20 protein-coding genes are annotated in these 15,798 nt (G+C 48.1%); 19 read left to right on the top strand and 1 reads right to left on the bottom strand.

All coding sequences use genetic code 11. From position 1 onward, the window contains the following. Positions 1-435 precede the first annotated feature (435 nt). The 5 genes from E7747_RS07915 to E7747_RS07895 all read left to right on the top strand — a co-directional run bounded on the left by E7747_RS07915 (position 436) and on the right by E7747_RS07895 (position 5,885). A complete protein-coding gene (locus E7747_RS07915) occupies positions 436-1,647 on the top strand; it encodes an OmpA family protein (RefSeq protein WP_136415257.1) in 1,212 nt (403 codons plus the stop codon). A 402-nt stretch (positions 1,648-2,049) separates the two neighbouring features. Then, positions 2,050-3,066 carry a tRNA (adenosine(37)-N6)-threonylcarbamoyltransferase complex transferase subunit TsaD gene (gene tsaD, locus E7747_RS07910; RefSeq protein ID WP_123613373.1) on the top strand — a complete coding sequence of 339 codons (1,017 nt, stop codon included), beginning with the start codon at positions 2,050-2,052 and terminating at the stop codon, positions 3,064-3,066. An 80-nt stretch (positions 3,067-3,146) separates the two neighbouring features. Further along, positions 3,147-4,403, top strand: coding sequence for a CinA family nicotinamide mononucleotide deamidase-related protein (locus tag E7747_RS07905; RefSeq protein ID WP_136415255.1), 1,257 nt, complete (start codon positions 3,147-3,149; stop codon positions 4,401-4,403). A 129-nt stretch (positions 4,404-4,532) separates the two neighbouring features. Next, positions 4,533-4,826: a thioredoxin family protein gene (locus E7747_RS07900; protein ID WP_136415253.1), complete on the top strand. Its 294-nt coding sequence runs from the start codon at positions 4,533-4,535 to the stop codon at positions 4,824-4,826. A 21-nt stretch (positions 4,827-4,847) separates the two neighbouring features. Further along, a complete protein-coding gene (locus tag E7747_RS07895; protein WP_136415251.1) occupies positions 4,848-5,885 on the top strand; it encodes a vitamin K epoxide reductase family protein in 1,038 nt (345 codons plus the stop codon). 396 nt (positions 5,886-6,281) lie between these two features. Here E7747_RS07895 and E7747_RS07890 read toward each other — a convergent pair whose 3' ends face one another. Then, on the bottom strand, positions 6,282-6,659 hold the full coding sequence (locus E7747_RS07890; protein ID WP_136415238.1) for a hypothetical protein: 378 nt from the start codon (positions 6,657-6,659) through the stop codon (positions 6,282-6,284). Between the two features lie 345 nt (positions 6,660-7,004). Here E7747_RS07890 and E7747_RS07885 point away from each other — a divergent pair, with 345 nt between their 5' ends. The 14 genes from E7747_RS07885 (at position 7,005) to E7747_RS07825 (ending at position 15,770) form a co-directional block, all read left to right on the top strand. Then, positions 7,005-7,568, top strand: a complete 564-nt coding sequence (locus tag E7747_RS07885) for a helix-turn-helix domain-containing protein (protein WP_136415236.1) — start codon at positions 7,005-7,007, stop codon at positions 7,566-7,568. Beyond that, positions 7,565-7,747: a hypothetical protein gene (locus E7747_RS07880; RefSeq protein WP_136415234.1), complete on the top strand. Its 183-nt coding sequence runs from the start codon at positions 7,565-7,567 to the stop codon at positions 7,745-7,747. Before E7747_RS07885 ends, E7747_RS07880 begins: the two co-directional genes overlap by 4 nt. Before the next feature lie 143 nt (positions 7,748-7,890). Next, entirely contained in the window at positions 7,891-8,961 is a 1,071-nt protein-coding gene (locus E7747_RS07875) for an IS110 family RNA-guided transposase (protein WP_055301324.1), read from the top strand. Positions 8,962-9,290: 329 nt separating this feature from the next. Next, entirely contained in the window at positions 9,291-9,626 is a 336-nt protein-coding gene (locus E7747_RS07870; protein WP_136415233.1) for a hypothetical protein, read from the top strand. Between the two features lie 35 nt (positions 9,627-9,661). After that, positions 9,662-12,169, top strand: a complete 2,508-nt coding sequence (locus E7747_RS07865) for a primase-helicase family protein (RefSeq protein WP_136415231.1) — start codon at positions 9,662-9,664, stop codon at positions 12,167-12,169. A 10-nt stretch (positions 12,170-12,179) separates the two neighbouring features. Then, on the top strand, positions 12,180-12,482 hold the full coding sequence (locus E7747_RS07860) for a hypothetical protein (protein WP_136415229.1): 303 nt from the start codon (positions 12,180-12,182) through the stop codon (positions 12,480-12,482). Next, positions 12,451-12,801 carry a hypothetical protein gene (locus E7747_RS07855; protein ID WP_136415227.1) on the top strand — a complete coding sequence of 117 codons (351 nt, stop codon included), beginning with the start codon at positions 12,451-12,453 and terminating at the stop codon, positions 12,799-12,801. The genes E7747_RS07860 and E7747_RS07855 overlap by 32 nt, the downstream gene beginning before the upstream one ends. Before the next feature lie 10 nt (positions 12,802-12,811). Next, a complete protein-coding gene (locus E7747_RS07850; RefSeq protein WP_136415225.1) occupies positions 12,812-13,171 on the top strand; it encodes a hypothetical protein in 360 nt (119 codons plus the stop codon). Beyond that, positions 13,168-13,479, top strand: a complete 312-nt coding sequence (locus E7747_RS07845) for a hypothetical protein (protein ID WP_136415223.1) — start codon at positions 13,168-13,170, stop codon at positions 13,477-13,479. The genes E7747_RS07850 and E7747_RS07845 overlap by 4 nt, the downstream gene beginning before the upstream one ends. A gap of 88 nt (positions 13,480-13,567) precedes the next feature. Then, complete coding sequence (locus E7747_RS07840; RefSeq protein WP_228449296.1) at positions 13,568-13,789, top strand: hypothetical protein; 222 nt, start codon at positions 13,568-13,570, stop codon at positions 13,787-13,789. Then, a complete protein-coding gene (locus E7747_RS07835; RefSeq protein WP_136415220.1) occupies positions 13,786-14,208 on the top strand; it encodes a hypothetical protein in 423 nt (140 codons plus the stop codon). Before E7747_RS07840 ends, E7747_RS07835 begins: the two co-directional genes overlap by 4 nt. A gap of 131 nt (positions 14,209-14,339) precedes the next feature. After that, positions 14,340-14,492, top strand: a complete 153-nt coding sequence (locus E7747_RS16560; RefSeq protein WP_168185282.1) for a hypothetical protein — start codon at positions 14,340-14,342, stop codon at positions 14,490-14,492. Positions 14,493-14,541: 49 nt separating this feature from the next. Continuing rightward, a complete protein-coding gene (locus tag E7747_RS07830; protein WP_136415218.1) occupies positions 14,542-14,796 on the top strand; it encodes a DUF5053 domain-containing protein in 255 nt (84 codons plus the stop codon). Positions 14,797-14,918: 122 nt separating this feature from the next. Beyond that, positions 14,919-15,770 carry an exonuclease domain-containing protein gene (locus E7747_RS07825; protein ID WP_136415216.1) on the top strand — a complete coding sequence of 284 codons (852 nt, stop codon included), beginning with the start codon at positions 14,919-14,921 and terminating at the stop codon, positions 15,768-15,770. Positions 15,771-15,798: the final 28 nt, after the last annotated feature.

Raw genomic sequence — 15,798 nt, 5'->3', positions numbered from 1 at the left:
CCACCACGTATCCCCCCTCATCCGCCATGTGCAGCCGCAATGCCTACCGACACGGCACTTAACCGCACAAGGCTGACACCAACAGCCTAATACGCTGTTTTTAACATTTCATATATTTTCCCTCCATCATGGCTCAATTAACTGTTTTAACCCTCAAATGTTAAAATTCAATTGTAAAAAGAGGGTCTATGAACAAATAAAAATATATTAATGTTATAAAATCAAAACGCTTCAAAACACATTCACTAAGATCGGGACAGTTAACAAACCTACCGTAAAATCAAGGTGAAACAACACACAGGGAACAGGACTCCCGTCGTGAAGAGTCACGGAAAAACGGGTATTCTGACAAAAATCAAAAAGCACAAAAAATTTAATCAAAAAAAAGAAAAAGAGTTTACTAAAAAACGTGTTTCATTTTTAATTTATGAGAGAATGAAAAGAAATTTGTTAATCGTAGCGGCTTTAGGCGGTATGCTCTGGAGCGCAAACGACGCAAAGGCACAGGAAACAGTGTCAGGTGTTGTAGTCGAAGAGACTCCGGTGCTCGTACAGGATGTCGAGTGCAAGGACCACTACACCCCCGGTTCATGGAAAGACAACTGGTTTATCCAGCTTGGCGCCGGTATCCGTTCTCCCTTCATGGAGAACTCAAAGGTAAAGGGCGACGACGCCCGTCGTATCACCGCAATCTATAATCTCGGTGTCGGCCGATGGATCTCACCCTATTTAGGCTTCCGCTTCTCGGCCTACTATGGCGCGATGCACTGGAATCAGGGCGTGACAGCCAAGGCCCGTGTCGCCAACCTCAACGTAGACTTCATGTGGGATATGTTCAACTCCATCGGAGGTTACAATCCTGACAGAGTCTTCTCTATCGTCCCCTTCATCGGACTCGGCGGCACATTCGTCTATGACTTCAAGCCGTCACTCGGCGATATCAAGGACCACGACGGTTCAATCAAGAAAAACCAGTGGCTTCTCCCGGTTTCAGCCGGCTTGCAGCTCCGCTTCCGCCTCAGCAACTATGTTGACTTCTTCGCAGAAGGACGCGCTCAGTTCTACGGCGACAACTACAACAACGAAGCTTTCGGCCGTCCTATCGACATCGATCTCTCGGCAATCGGCGGTTTCACTTTCTACTTCACAGGTTCGAAGTTCAAACGCTACAACCCGTGTGACTACGTGAACTATCTCAACAACGCCAACGCACAGATCAACGACCTCCGCGGAGCTCTCGCAACAACTTCCGCAGCGCTTGCCGCAGCTGAAGCACAGCTCCCCTGCCCCGAAGTATCAGAAACTGTCGTAGAATCTTCAACCACCATCCTCCCGACTGTCCGCTTCAAGCTCAACTCAGCCTACGTATCTTCAGAGGAAATGGTCAATGTCTACAACATGGCTGAATACATGAAGGCCAACCCAAATGCAACTATCGTCATCCGTGGCTATGCCGACAAGGATACCGGCACATCTGAATACAACATGAAGCTTTCAGAACGCCGTGCTCAGGCTGTCGCTGACATCCTCACCGGTGACTACGGCATCAATGCAAACCGCCTCGTCCTCGAAGCTGCAGGCAGCAACACTCAGGTTTACGACACCAACGACTGGAATCGTATCGTAATCTTCGCTATCCCCGAATAAACCCCAACTGACATCCCCGCCGACCGGCATTGACAGCGCAGATGTGCAGAGGCACACAGAGTCAGGAGGCAAAGAGTTGTCCGAATGCTGCAATAACAGATATCACAGTCCGCAGAGGCGGAGTCCAATTGGCGAAGAGTCGCCACTGAAGATATCGCCGGAACGGAAGTCAGTCCGCAAAAAACTAAATTTGAGTTTTTTCTATTCTAAAAAACAATAATTGACGTTTGCGCCCCGGATTGCCATCAAGGCTTTCCGGGGCGTTTAATTTATCACCGCCGACAACATTTCATCACATTTCCATCCGACAGTCACATGCAATACAGTTCATTTTAGAGCTATCCTTTTTTCTGTCAGTGGAATTTGCTAATTTTGCAGCTGAATTTTTAGAAATTTTACTCCATGAGTATCGTAATATTAGGAATTGAATCATCGTGCGACGACACATCGGCGGCCGTTATCCGTGACGGTGTGTTGCTCAGCAACGTCATAGCATCTCAGGAAGTGCATGCAGAGTTTGGCGGAGTTGTCCCCGAACTGGCTTCACGCGCCCATCAGCAAAACATAGTCCCGGTGGTCGACACCGCCCTGAAACGCGCCGGGATAAGCAAATCGGACCTGACTGCAATCGGCTTCACACGCGGACCGGGTCTGCTTGGGTCATTGCTTGTCGGGACAAGCTTTGCCAAAGGCATGTCGCTCGGACTGCGCATCCCCATTGTCGATGTCAACCATCTCCACGGCCACGTGCTCTCCCATTTCATCCGGCGCACGGAGGAAGACGCTGTCCCCGCCTACCCGTTTATATGCCTTCTCGTCTCCGGGGGCAATAGCCAGATAATCCTCGTCAGAAACTACAATGACATGGAAATCCTCGGGCAGACAATCGATGATGCCGCCGGCGAGGCGTTCGACAAGTGTGCGAAAGTGATGGGATTGCCTTATCCCGGCGGACCACACATCGACAGGCTCGCAGCCGAGGGTGACGCCGGCCGTTTCAAGTTTGCCAAACCACACATTCCCGGTCTTGACTACAGCTTCAGCGGATTGAAGACTTCGTTTCTCTACACACTTCGCGACGAGCTTAAGAACGACCCCGGATTCATCGAGGAAAACAAAGCCGACCTTGCAGCCTCGCTCCAAAAGACCATCATTGACATCCTGATGCACAAACTTGATAAAGCCGTAAAGCAGACAGGGGTCAAGACGGTGGCAATCGGAGGCGGAGTCTCGGCAAATTCAGGCGTCCGCGATGCGGTCGCCGACTATTGCTCGCGCAACGGTCTGACCGCATTCATACCACCACGCGTATTCACCACCGACAATGCCGCAATGGTCGCAATCGCCGCCTACTATAAATATCTCGACAGGGATTTCTGCCGATATGACGCCGTGCCCTACGCTCGTGTTCAAGTATAAGAGGCAAACTTTTTTAACCGTTGCTCCTTAATCTTTAATCTTTTATTTTGTCTTTTAAACCTCATCCTCAATCATAAAGAATGCAAGTATCAGTAATCGTTATCGGCGATGAACTCCTGCTCGGACAGGTTACCGACACAAATTCAGGAGAAATCGCCCGCCACATAGCGCCCTACGGCTGGGAAGTCAACGATGTCCAGACCGTAGGCGACGAAGCTCACGAAATACGCCGCGCTATCGACAGAGCCTTTGAACTGACAGATGTGATCCTGACCACAGGCGGTCTCGGACCGACAAAAGACGATATAACCAAACGAGTGTTGTGCGACTACTTCGGGGGCGAACTCGTCGAAGACCATTCCGTCCTCGAAAACGTCATGAAGGTCATAAACGCCAAAGGCTTCAAACTCAACAAACTCACAGCTGCGCAGGCAATCGTACCGACATCATGCCGCGTGATACAGAACCGCGTCGGGACAGCCCCGATAATGTGGTTTGAGCGCGACGGCAAAGTGCTTGTCGCAATGCCCGGAGTGCCGTTCGAGACCCGCGAGATGTTTCAGAGCGAGGTGTTCCCGCAGTTGCGCGAAAAATTCAACACCGACGTTGACATCGAACATGCCGTATTGATGGTGACCGACTACACAGAGAGCGGGCTTGCCGAGAAATTAGCTCCGTGGGAAGATTCACTCCCACCCTACCTCCATCTCGCCTATCTCCCGAAGCCGGGACTCATACGTCTCCGCATCGACGGTGCGCACAATGATAAGAATTTCATCATCTCCGAGGTAAGAAGGGCAACCGCTGAACTTAAAAGAATATTGGGCGATGCCATCCTCGCTACCGAGGATCTTACCCCGGCTCAGATTCTACTTCAGGAATGCAGAAAACGCGGCCTTACACTCGCTACAGCCGAAAGCTGTACGGGAGGCAACATCGCTCATGAAATCACTCTTGTACCCGGTTCGTCTGATGTGTTTGTCGGTTCTGTCGTGAGCTACAGCAATGGCATAAAGACAGGAGTTCTTGGTGTCAGCGCCAAAACATTGAACGACAACGGAGCGGTCAGCCTCCCAGTAGTCCGCGAAATGTCGGCGGGTGCTTTGCGCGTCACAGGAGCAAAGGTTGCAATAGCAACCAGCGGCATAGCCGGGCCCAGAGGTGGCAGTGAGGCCAAGCCTGTCGGCACCGTGTGCATCTCCACATCGGTAATTACCACTAAAGGCACCCTCAGCAGAGCCGAGACATTCCACTTTGCAGGCACACGGCAGCGGATTATCGAATCTGCGACCACGCGCGCGCTTATAAAGGCTGTCAAACATCTGAGATCCGTATGACGATTGCCGATTTCAGGCTTATACGGCATAGCCGTAAGCTGTTAATAATTTAAAAAGCCTCAACCCAAGGTCATATTGTAGCGTTTTAGATACAAAATTTACTAATCCAGTATCTAAAACGCTATTATTATGAATTTCGATAAAGCAATAATTAACTCACGTGTAGTTCTGGTTGAATTCTATGCCTCGTGGTGTCCCCACTGCCAGCGCATGATGCCTGTTGTTGCACAAGTCAAGGAACTTCTCGACGGCAGAGCTCCCGTATATCAATATGACATTGACGAGAACAATGACGCAGCCGACGAGGCCGGAGTGAAATCGATCCCCACTTTCCTCATCTATGTCGACGGAAAGGAAGCTTGGCGTCACAGCGGCGAAATCGACGGTGACATACTCCTGACCAAAGTCGAATCGTTTCTCTAATATGTAGCCATCGGTATTGTCATGGATGCGGAAGGAAACTTGCTGGGCGATTTTCTTGAGCAGCTCGGAGTGAAACACACTGCCGACTATTCAGCACGTCAGTTTGCCGCCATGCCGTTCAAGTCGCTCTTCGGGATCTCGAAGGTGCTTGACAGCTACGGCATCGGCAATGAAGCGCTGCGCATCGACGATAAGAGTGAAATCACTCTCCTGCCGGTTCCATTTCTGGCTCATACGCCGGCTGGTTTCGTCATAGTCACAGATGTTGACAAAAATGCGATTTCATATATTACACAAGGCGTCTCCGAGACCATGCCTCTTGGTGAATTTCAAAAAGCATGGTCCGGAAACGTCCTAATGGCCTATCCAAATGAAAAATCAATCGAGCCGGACTATGTCATACACGCCCGTGATAGATTTATCACTAAAGCCAAGACCGGTGTCCTTATCGCAGGAGCTGTAGCACTTACTGTCTATCTGTTCATCGCCAACGGGCTTTATCTGTCAGTCTCGACATGGCTGATTGCCGCCATTGACATCTTAGGGTTATGGCTTACATACATGCTCGTCCAAAAATCGGTCAGGATCAAGAATTCGGCTGCCGACAAGGTGTGTGGCGTTCTTCAGGCCGGAGGATGCGACAACGTGCTGGAAATGAAAGCCTCAAAGTTTTTCGGCATATTCGGCTGGAGCGAAGTCGGTTTCTCTTATTTCTCAGTCAGTCTGCTGACGTTGCTGATGTTCCCTCGGTGGATATGTTACCTTGCCTTATGCAACGCCTGCTGTTTGCCGTTTACATTCTGGAGCATCTGGTATCAGAAATTCCGTGCCAAGGTCTGGTGTACGCTTTGTGTCAGCGTACAGGCATCCCTCTGGCTACTGTTTTTCTGCTATCTGGGCGGAGGATGGTTCAAGGGCATACTCCCGCTTAGGATTGAATTTTTTGTCCTTGGCCTCACGTATCTCACCGTTCTTCTCGGTCTCAACCGCCTTTTGCCGTTGATTGATAAATCTGACAGCCACGACGACGGCGATGCGGATAATATCCATCACAACTGACATGCCGGCCTCGTCCTGTTATCAGACTAAATTATCAATGCCAAATCCCCTCAACAACAGTTTCAGATGAAAAAGATAATCCGGCCACAATTGAAAAGCGCCGTCCGTTTAAGCGCAAGAGAGATGAATCAGCTCCGTTTCTCACAAAAACACACGGTACTCACCCCTCAACAATTAGAAAAACTCGCATCCTCCCGCAATAAAATTTCCGAGTCATAAAGCATCCACACTCGCTCGCGGCTGTCATTATTACACAACCACAGGAATTCAAGCACAAAAAATAAGGAATCAACAATTCGAATTGTTGATTCCTTATTTTTGTCGGGGTGAGAAGACTAAAAGCCCTCACTTAGTAGCACCTCCGAGTCTATATAATAGATAATTATATGTTATTTTTTACTGGTCTTGTCCCTTTGTTGTCCCGATATTCAAACCGGACGCGGCAATCAATACCTGAATCAAACGTTCCTTTTCTGCAAGAAGATCGAGGAGCGTTTTTTGTTCTGCTCCAATCATAACAGTAGCCGAGCCTACCACAGTGTGCGCCTGTATATCGGAATAACTTTTATTTCCTTTATCCGGAATATCAAATGCAATTGCCGGATTCAACCCTGCTCCGGCGCAAAGTTTCTCCCATAACGCACAATCCATTGTTTCTTTGTTAAACAAGGTTGACAAATAGTTATACGAAATATCCGCAGCACCTGCCACGTCACGTTTCTTTATATGGTTGGTTTCTATATGCTTTTTAAGCAACTGACCGAGATGCTTCATATTCCATAAATGTTAAATATAATTAAACAATCAAAGAATAACATTCTCAAATAGATTAACTATTGATTATTCTTTGTTACTTTGTCGTTGTAAAAATACTACAAATAATCAAAACCGACAAGAATATGAACGCAAATGAAGCTCTTGACAAATATCTAAGTTCACTCGATCCTAAAGTTCGGATAGCTAAATCACGTGATATTCGATGTTTTTGCCGGGTATCAACGTTCATTCTTAGCAACTGGCGATGTGGCCGCACTGCGATTCCTTGGTTTTTATATGGCAAAATTACGGAAGCTATCGGCGAAAATATCTTCAAAGACATCACAAATTGATTAAATTGACATGGAAAGGCTATTATCAAATATAGAATTTTTTACCAATGAAGGTGACATTTGGTTTAAACGTCATGAGCACCCGTCAATCGAGAAGTTGTGTGAGCTGGATTGTGACCTTATTGACGAACTTATTGAACACATCGCATCGTTTTTCCCAAAGGCACATGACGCACTTCATGCAGAATATCGTGGCTGCGCATCAAACACATTATACTACCGCTATCGAATTGCCGCCCGCTTTATCAGGTGCAACTTAGCCATATTCGACCATATCCCGGATTTCTCTGACACATGCCACTGTTCTTTTGAGTATGTCCCGTGTCCTCTCCGTGGGGAATGTCGATATGAAAATGTTATATGCCGTCCGGAATTCAACAGCAAACTCTCAGCAGCCGAGATTCCGGTTCTCCGGCTATGGTTCACCGGTCTTTCTTATGAGCTTATCGCAGACAGGTTGCACCTCTCTCCACACACCGTCCACAATCATATTCGCAACGCATACGAACGCCTCGACATTCACTCAAGAGCCGAATTCGTTCGGTATGCCTCTCAAAACAATCTGTTTTCATGAGCATTGACAATCTTAAATACAGTAATTTGGAAGTACAGCGTGTCAAGAATCTTGACATTCGTATGTTCATTCCCGGCTGCAATCCTCGAAAGGCTACACAGGACATAGAATGCCCTTTCTGCGGTAAGATGAAATTTGGCATCAACAGCAAGAAAGTCACTATGTTTGCATCAGATTAGCTGACGGGGCGCTCAACGGGGGCTGTCTGCCCCCTTGCCGCTAAGGCTTCCCCCGAGAGGAGTGAGGAGAAAAGATAGACGTAAGGGCAATTGCATGTAAATTTGTAAAAGCAAAATACATTAACAGCAAAACCGATACGTCTATGGTACAAAGTAACAAAAAAGATTTCAGCGGACAAAATATCTCTATTGGTATCGACGTCCATCTGAGAACATGGAGTGTCACGGTGCTCACCCCCTCTGGTTTTATGCGCACTCATACTCAAAAGGCTTCGGCCAAAGAGCTCTTTGAACATTTGAACAAGCATTATCCTAACGGTAGCTACCATGCAGCCTACGAGACGGGGTTTTCGGGCTTCTCGACCTATTATGCCCTGACTGAGCTTGGTATAAAATGCACCGTGGTACATGCGGCTGACGTTCCGACCACCCAGAAGGAAAAGGTCTCGAAGTCAGACCCGGTGGATTCAAAAAAGCTGGCCAAAGCCCTTATGCGCGGTGAGCTCGGCAGTGTGTACATTCACTCGAAGGACAGCCTCGATGACCGTGCGCTGGTACGCCACCGCGCCACTATTGTGAAGCTTTCCGGCGGCATAAAATCCAGAATCAAGCATCTGCTGTACAACAACGGCGTGGAGTACCCCGAAGAATATTTCCGAAGCAACCGCCACTGGACAAGAAGTTTCATAACGTGGTTGCAGAATGACGTGCGGTTGCTCTCCGACACACGGGTCTCGCTTGACCTGCTCATTGCCGAGGTACTCCATTACAGGGAACGCCTCCTTGATGTGAACCGCAGATTGCGCTCGCTGGCGCGCAGCGACAGGTATGCCGAGAAATACGGCATCCTGATGTCGGTTCCAGGCATTGGTTCGACAATTGCCATGAGCCTGCTTACCGAGATTGACGACATCGGTCGCTTCAGTAACCAGCGCCAGTTCGCATCGTTCCTCGGACTCGTGCCGATGATGTCGTCAAGCGGCGACAAGGAATACGTCGGTGAGAAGACTTTCCGGGGAAACAAATTCCTCGGTCCAAAAATAGTCGAGGCCTCATGGATAGCCATACGGCACGACGCGGAACTCTCCGCAAAGTTCGGCGCATTGTGCACCCGCGGAATGAAGTCGCAGGAAGCCATAATCCGGATAGCCCGCAAGCTCTCCAACATAATATTTTCCGTACTGAAATCAAACCGCAGATATGAATGCCGTTAGATAATGCGACACTCAAAAGTCTTATAGGCAAATACAGTAAGACGGCTACTCTCGCCTCCTTGATGAGCCTTGGCTGCATCTAAAAGAAAGGTTGTGGCGTCTTTCCTATTATGCTGAATAAGTAAACTGTCAGCCCGATGGGGCGTGACTGATAGAAGTTTGCCTGATAGGACTTTTTTAACTACAAGGCATTTCGGGCTCTAACCGATTGCCGGTTATTTGATTGGGGCAGAGGCCTCGATCATGACTCTTTTGTGCCTACACAATTGGCACAGAAACATAAGCAATTGATTTTTAACGTTAATCTTTTCTAAATCTCAACGAGAATTTTGGAATACAACATAGAAGGAGCTAATTATGCCAAATGCTGGAGTTGTGGCAATGGGTTCTCCGGCCCTATTGCAGCCGTCGCACACTACGCCAATATAAATCTTGACACCGATTGGTTGCATGCTCTTGAAGAGACCGCCCGACAGGGAGGTATCGTCATAACCCCAATTGAACGACAGCGCGACCTATCTATTGCCGCCGCCGTCAAATCCAATCAATCCTCCTTTTTACGTCAGCAGCTCGAAGCTTCAGGATTAACCGAGGCCGATGTCATGGCATCTATTATCGAGGGGGACAGGAGCTGTTCCGCTCCCCATTCCGCAAAGGTCGTGTAAACGAGTCATTCATTCCGGACGAAGCCGGCGACGAAATGCTCATTTACTATTATGACCTTAACGGACGCCCGATGATGTATACGGCCAAAGGCTCTTCCAAGCCCCGGCAGTATGTCCGTGTCCGTTGGTCTAACCCAGCTCTTCACAGGGCATCCGACGGCAAGGAAATGAAGTATCAGACACCCTCCGGAGCTTCATGCCGGGTATATATCCCGGAAAAGATCCGCCGTCTGTATAAAAGCCGGACACACATTGACACACTGTTTCTTCAGGAAGGTGAAAAGAAAGCCGAGAAAGCATGTAAGCATGGTATGCTGTCTATAGGCATACAGGGCATAAACAACTTTGGCTCTCAACAGGAAGGTCTTTTGCAAGATATTCAAGACCTCGCCAAAGTCTGCTCGATAGCGAATATCGTCCTCGTCATGGACTCGGACTGGAATGACCTCCACCGGGATATCATCGTCGGTGACAGAGCCGACAAACGCCCCAATTCATTCTCTAAGGCAGTCATCAAGTACCGGCAGTACATGAAGACATTCAACATCATTGGTCTGTCCGTAAATATCTGGTGGGGACATGTGAACGAGAACGGACACGGTGACAAAGGAGTCGATGACCTCCTTTGCGGATCTCTGAACGGCCGGGAGTCTGAGCTTATGGCGGACGTTGAACGCACAATGAACTCCCATGACGGGAAAGGCACATGGCTCAATATCCACAAGATCACCGAGGAGTCAGACACGAAAATCCGTGATTTCTGGTCGCTGAATGACGTTCAGGCATTCTATGAAATACATAAGGACCGATTGACCGGCGTTGACACCTTCAAAATCGGCAATATCAGATATAAGGCCGAAAACGGCTCTCTCGTACCTGTTAGCCGTTATTCTTCTTCCTCGGATATTTATTCCATCACTCAGACCTCAAAAGGCGAGGACAAAGTCGAGTTTAACGATGTCGAGGCGTTCCGCTTCCTCTCGGCAAACGGCTTCCGTCGACTGCGAAACAGCGATGAAGCGGCCACCGGTTACGACTTTATCCGTATCGATGACGGCATTATTGACCGCGTCGCACCCTATGAGGTGCGCGACTTTATCCGCAGCTATATAACGGCCAACTGTAAGTCTGATTTAGTCCTGTTGTTCTTCAAGAAGAAGCTGTCGACCATTATGTCGGACAAGCAGCTTGAAGAACTCGACATCATCTCCGACGATTTCAATAATTTCACGTCGGGCGTTCAGCGCACATACTACAACAACGGTCAGGTCGAGATTACCGCCAATGACATCACGCCCAACAAGCCAATCAGCCAAGTGTGGCGAAGCCGAATTGTCCCCCGCCGTTTCCGTCGAGTGCCAATCATTAAGGATATCCAAAAGATAGGCGACAAATTCTATATCGAATATACCCCCGAGGCGGCCAACTGCGAGTTCCTGCAGTTCCTTGTCAACACATCAAATAACTTCTTCTCCTATGACGCGCCCCGGGAACTCTCCGACGATGAAACCTTCGAGTGGATTCATCATATCGTCAATAAAATCACGACGCTCGGCTTCTTGCTCTGTGATTATAAATACGCCTCCGAGCGTAAGGCCGTAGTAATTCAGGATCACCTCATGTCTGAGGTCGGCCAGAGCCACGGCGGCGCCGGTAAGTCGATAGTCGGAAACGCTATCGGCCATGTTGTCTCGCAGTTCTTCATAGACGGCAAGCAGATGAAACGCGATGACGAGTTCCTTCTGTCTGGCGTAACCAAAGCCACTCGCAATATCTTCCTCGATGACGTTAAGACAAACTTTGCCTTTGAAAACCTTTTCGCAATGGTTACCGGCCCAATGTATGTCAACCCCAAAGGCAAAGACAGATATTGCATACCGCTTGAGGACTCCCCGAAAATTTTGATTACAACAAACCACGCTATCAACAAAGCAAACGAGGCGGCCACAAAGCGCCGTATCATCTACATGGAGTTTTCAACATGGTACAATCCCGATCATACTCTCGTTGATGACTTCCATCACATGTTTTTCGACGACTGGGACGAAGAACAATGGAATCTTTTTGACAATCTGATGGCCGAATGTGTCATGTTCTATTTCCGCTCCTTCGAGAACTGCTGGGCGCGTGAGGGCGCCGGGGCTGTTCCTCCGCCCATGAAGAATATCGAGCTACGCACTCTCCGACAGGAGATGTCGGAAGTCCTCTATCAGTGGGCCGAGGAATATTTCGACCCGTCAGGCTCTCATCTCAACGACCGTATTAAACGCGCTGACCTCGTCGCCTCTTTCTTCGAGTACGCCGGTGGCCCTGCCGGGCATGGCGTTACCCGTACAAACTTCAAGGGGAAAATCCAAGCATATTGCAAATTCAAGGGCTACGATTTTAACATTGACCGTCCTAATGCCGAGAAAGTCTATTACTCAGACTGGAAACCGCTACACCCCGAAGAATCTTTCATCGGTTCGGATGATAAATCCGGAGGGGCAGAATACTTCAAGGTATTCTCTCCAGCCAAAGAAAAGGAATCCAAACCATTCTAAATACTTATATATGGACAACAAAGAAATCGCCATCTCCGTCGTAAGTAAATTTACGGGCGTGGCAAAATCGACAATCCTATCCGGTACGCGCAAATGGCCCGCAGTCGAGGCCAGACAGTTTGTAATCCTCCTTCTGTATCATGAAGGAGCTACTGATGAAACTATTTCATGGATGCTTAACCGTGGCCGTTGCGCAATCCTCAAATCAAGGCACAATGCAATCGCCTCACTGCGTCTTTCAAAGATATTCCGTGCCAAGTTCAACAAAATCTCCGAAATGTATGAGCACCAAAAATCGTTACGAGTATCTTAAAATCGACTTTCTCGAAGATGTCAGCCCGGTAGAGGCACAATCGACATGGCGCGTCACTAAAGCCCGCCGGGAATCCGTCACAATCTTCTCATCGTTGCTCCCTGACGGCTCGTGGGTCTATGGTTATGCCGTCAACTGGGCAAATGGCCGGACATCCGTACAGCAGCCTACCGCAGCCCTCGGAAGATTCCGTTCTCAGCGCGATGCAAAGCTGTATGCAATCGGCTTTATGCTTCTATATCTTGATTATTTCATAGAAGATACACGCATCGACCTCCGTAGTGGAGAAGCGTCGCTCCTTCAAGCAGAACTATTCTAAATCATCAACCATGGTACAAAAACTTTCCATTCTACTTGCCCTCGCTCTGGTAGGCTGCTCTCAGTCTAACGAGCTTTCGGGTTCATCGGCTCAGCCTCATGCAGCCGTCGCCTCTGAGTCAATCCCTGCCGGGTTCTCCGTCATCGAGCAGCACCCCGACGGATATTTCATTCGTCTTGCCTCCGCGGAACGTGCCTCAGCTGCCACGATCCGCTCAATCGCCGATACATTCAATGGCGAATTTGACCGCGTCGACCTTTGCCTCGATATCACCCATGAGCGCGGCGATGAATACGCCTCGATCATCGGCAATCAGGTGTTCGATCACGAAAACGATTATATATATTCACTTAACAATACCACAAAATGAATTCCAATGATCTTATTTGTTGCTCATCATGCAACGAACTCAAGCCTCTTTCCGAGTTTTCCCGCAACTCTCGCTCCAAGTCCGGACATCTTTCAATCTGCAAAACCTGTCAGAAATCAAGGATTTCCATCGGGAAAAGAGTCTCCGCCAGTTACCCCCCCTCTGCATTTAAGGCTTACAATCCAAAATTCGAAGGCCAACAACCACTTCAGCTCATAGCCGCCATGCGTGAGCTTGCAGAAGAACTTAAAAACAGAGGCTTCTCCTACAAAGGAGAACTTACATATCTGAATGTAATTAAAATATAACACCTTGGATATTATGATTTTCAAAGTCTTTTTCCTTGCCGTTGACCCAAATGGTTCTGCGCGACAACCACTCCACTTTTGCAGAGTCTTGGCTGTAGACTATGTACATTTCAACGAATCTGCCCGGCGTCAGCAAGAGCAGAACCGCGCAGAGAAAGCTCTACTCGACGAAAAGGCACAATGCCTTCGGGTAATCTCCAAGTCCAAAGAGTGTATCAACACCGCCAATGTCCGAATCCGTAAAGTTGATGAACAGCTTGCAAAGCTGCAAGATGAGCGTCTTAACCCACAACCGACACTGTTCTCATGATTACCACGATTCTCAGTATAATCGGCGCTCTCGCAATAGGGTTTATTATAGGCAGCTATTTGACAAAATGGTTGTTCCGGCCCAGAATTTTTGCACCCGACAACAATGTTGCCGGGATTCGTCTGCGAGAATTCTCCGTCGAACCTCTACGGCTGCAAATCGCTCGTGAGGTCGATATTCCTCCGCTCGCTCATCATGACCTCAAATGCGCTCTACTCCGCGAAACTGAGAAGGCCATTCAGAAAAGTACCCTCGAGGAGATGAAACGCCGCGGGTTACTTTCTCCAAGGGAGGTGTATCACGCCTACGGCAATTCCGGATTTGAGCGGTATCGCCTTGAATTGTCGTTGTTGGTAGCCAAGTATCCGACGCCCGATGAACTTTCTGCGGGACACTCGACCCCCCAATTTCCCCTGTGAAAACTCCTCTCAACGATTGCAAACGGGGCGTATGAAAAAATACGAATTTTCGTAATCTTTTTGACCTTCAAATTTGTTTAATACGAAAATTCGTAGTAATTTTGTGGTGTCAAATTAAACAAGTAATCACAATGAGAATACGAAAAGAAAAAATCGAACTGACAGAAAAAGAGGAGGAGCTGATAAGAGCCATCCGAAACTATCAAAAGAGTTTCCCAAACGGTTATCCCCAACTGCTCTACTACATTCAGCAACTCGTCGATGAACTGACAGACCTTCCCTGACAAACCGCCCTCCCTCTCATCGAGGGGGAGGGCTTAAAAATAAAACGATATGGAAACAGTCATCCAAACAAAAACACTGATTTCGGACGTAAAAAGTAAAATGTCCGACATCCTCGTAGCTATTTCATGGCGCGAGATTGCAAGAACTTATTTCGGCAAGTCGAGTTCGTGGCTGTATCACAAACTCGATGGAATCGACGGTAACGGTGGCGCCGGTGGATTTACCACTGATGAAGCCATGCAGCTCAAAGAGGCACTCTGCGATTTATCGGACCGCATCCGTCGAGCTGCCGACTCTATCTAATTCAGCCTTGTTTAATTTGACAATGTCCGTCAAGGCCGGACACACACCCTCGCCAATTCCGGCGGGGGTGTTTTGCATTGTTTCCTTTTTATTGTATATTTGCGAACCCAATCCATTCTTATATGCTAAAATTACACTCCTTTACCGCACTGGACTTTGAGACATTCACAGCGGAACGTTCGAGCGCATGTGCTATTGGTCTTGTTAAAGTCGTAGCAGGACACATCGTCCAGAAATTCTATTCCATGATTAATCCCATACCGGATCACAGAGATAAGGACAACTCTGCGGTCAATGGTATCACTCGCGAAATGGTAGCCGTCGCCCCAACTTTTCAGGAGCTATGGCCTACAATTAAGAAAATTATAGGCAATGATGTGTTAGTTTGCCACAATGCAGAATTCGACAGCTCCGTTTGGGACGAGCAAATGAATCGATATTGTTGTGTTACAGATCCATCAAAATTCCGTTTTTTCTGTACCTACCAAATGACTGGTCTTTCGCTTGAAGACGCATGTGCAAAGCATAATATAGAAATGGGGTGCCACCATGATGCCCTCGATGATGCTTTGGCTTGTGCTAAAATCATGCTCGCAGAGAATGGCTCAATGCAGACAAGTACTTTTAAGGGCGGAATCACTGCGGCAAGAGCCCAGATGAAAGCCAAGAAATATGAGCGAAACACTCTTGATGCTATTGATGACTCTTTGATTGAGAACAAAGACACCCCTTTCTTCCACGCCCGTACTGTAATCACCGGAATATTCTCGGCCTATCCTAACCGCGATGAACTGGGAAAGATTCTCCAGGCGTTAGGAGCAGATATAAATACATCCATATCTAGGAAAACAAACATCGTGATCGTCGGTAGTGGCGCAGGTCCATCAAAACTGCGAAAAATAGAAGAACTTCGCACTGATGGTTTTGACATACGTGTCATATATGAACCAGAGTTGCTATCTATTCTCTCATAAAAACGCCATTATGGAAATGAATACTTCA

It is taken from the genome of Duncaniella dubosii, assembly GCF_004803915.1.
Classification (GTDB): Bacteria; Bacteroidota; Bacteroidia; order Bacteroidales; family Muribaculaceae; genus Duncaniella; species Duncaniella dubosii.
This window is presented reverse-complemented; position numbering and strand designations above follow the sequence as displayed.

Excerpts from the sequence above, each read along its gene's own strand:
- E7747_RS07915 (WP_136415257.1), top strand. The coding sequence starts at position 436 with ATGAAAAGAAATTTGTTAATCGTAGCGGCTTTAGGCGGTATGCTCTGG.
- tsaD (WP_123613373.1), top strand. The coding sequence starts at position 2,050 with ATGAGTATCGTAATATTAGGAATTGAATCATCGTGCGACGACACATCG.
- E7747_RS07905 (WP_136415255.1), top strand. The coding sequence starts at position 3,147 with ATGCAAGTATCAGTAATCGTTATCGGCGATGAACTCCTGCTCGGACAG.
- E7747_RS07900 (WP_136415253.1), top strand. The coding sequence starts at position 4,533 with ATGAATTTCGATAAAGCAATAATTAACTCACGTGTAGTTCTGGTTGAA.
- E7747_RS07895 (WP_136415251.1), top strand. The coding sequence starts at position 4,848 with ATGGATGCGGAAGGAAACTTGCTGGGCGATTTTCTTGAGCAGCTCGGA.
- E7747_RS07890 (WP_136415238.1), bottom strand. The coding sequence starts at position 6,659 with ATGAAGCATCTCGGTCAGTTGCTTAAAAAGCATATAGAAACCAACCAT.
- E7747_RS07885 (WP_136415236.1), top strand. The coding sequence starts at position 7,005 with ATGGAAAGGCTATTATCAAATATAGAATTTTTTACCAATGAAGGTGAC.
- E7747_RS07880 (WP_136415234.1), top strand. The coding sequence starts at position 7,565 with ATGAGCATTGACAATCTTAAATACAGTAATTTGGAAGTACAGCGTGTC.
- E7747_RS07875 (WP_055301324.1), top strand. The coding sequence starts at position 7,891 with ATGGTACAAAGTAACAAAAAAGATTTCAGCGGACAAAATATCTCTATT.
- E7747_RS07865 (WP_136415231.1), top strand. The coding sequence starts at position 9,662 with ATGCTCATTTACTATTATGACCTTAACGGACGCCCGATGATGTATACG.
- E7747_RS07860 (WP_136415229.1), top strand. The coding sequence starts at position 12,180 with ATGGACAACAAAGAAATCGCCATCTCCGTCGTAAGTAAATTTACGGGC.
- E7747_RS07855 (WP_136415227.1), top strand. The coding sequence starts at position 12,451 with ATGAGCACCAAAAATCGTTACGAGTATCTTAAAATCGACTTTCTCGAA.
- E7747_RS07850 (WP_136415225.1), top strand. The coding sequence starts at position 12,812 with ATGGTACAAAAACTTTCCATTCTACTTGCCCTCGCTCTGGTAGGCTGC.
- E7747_RS07845 (WP_136415223.1), top strand. The coding sequence starts at position 13,168 with ATGAATTCCAATGATCTTATTTGTTGCTCATCATGCAACGAACTCAAG.
- E7747_RS07835 (WP_136415220.1), top strand. The coding sequence starts at position 13,786 with ATGATTACCACGATTCTCAGTATAATCGGCGCTCTCGCAATAGGGTTT.
- E7747_RS16560 (WP_168185282.1), top strand. The coding sequence starts at position 14,340 with ATGAGAATACGAAAAGAAAAAATCGAACTGACAGAAAAAGAGGAGGAG.
- E7747_RS07830 (WP_136415218.1), top strand. The coding sequence starts at position 14,542 with ATGGAAACAGTCATCCAAACAAAAACACTGATTTCGGACGTAAAAAGT.
- E7747_RS07825 (WP_136415216.1), top strand. The coding sequence starts at position 14,919 with ATGCTAAAATTACACTCCTTTACCGCACTGGACTTTGAGACATTCACA.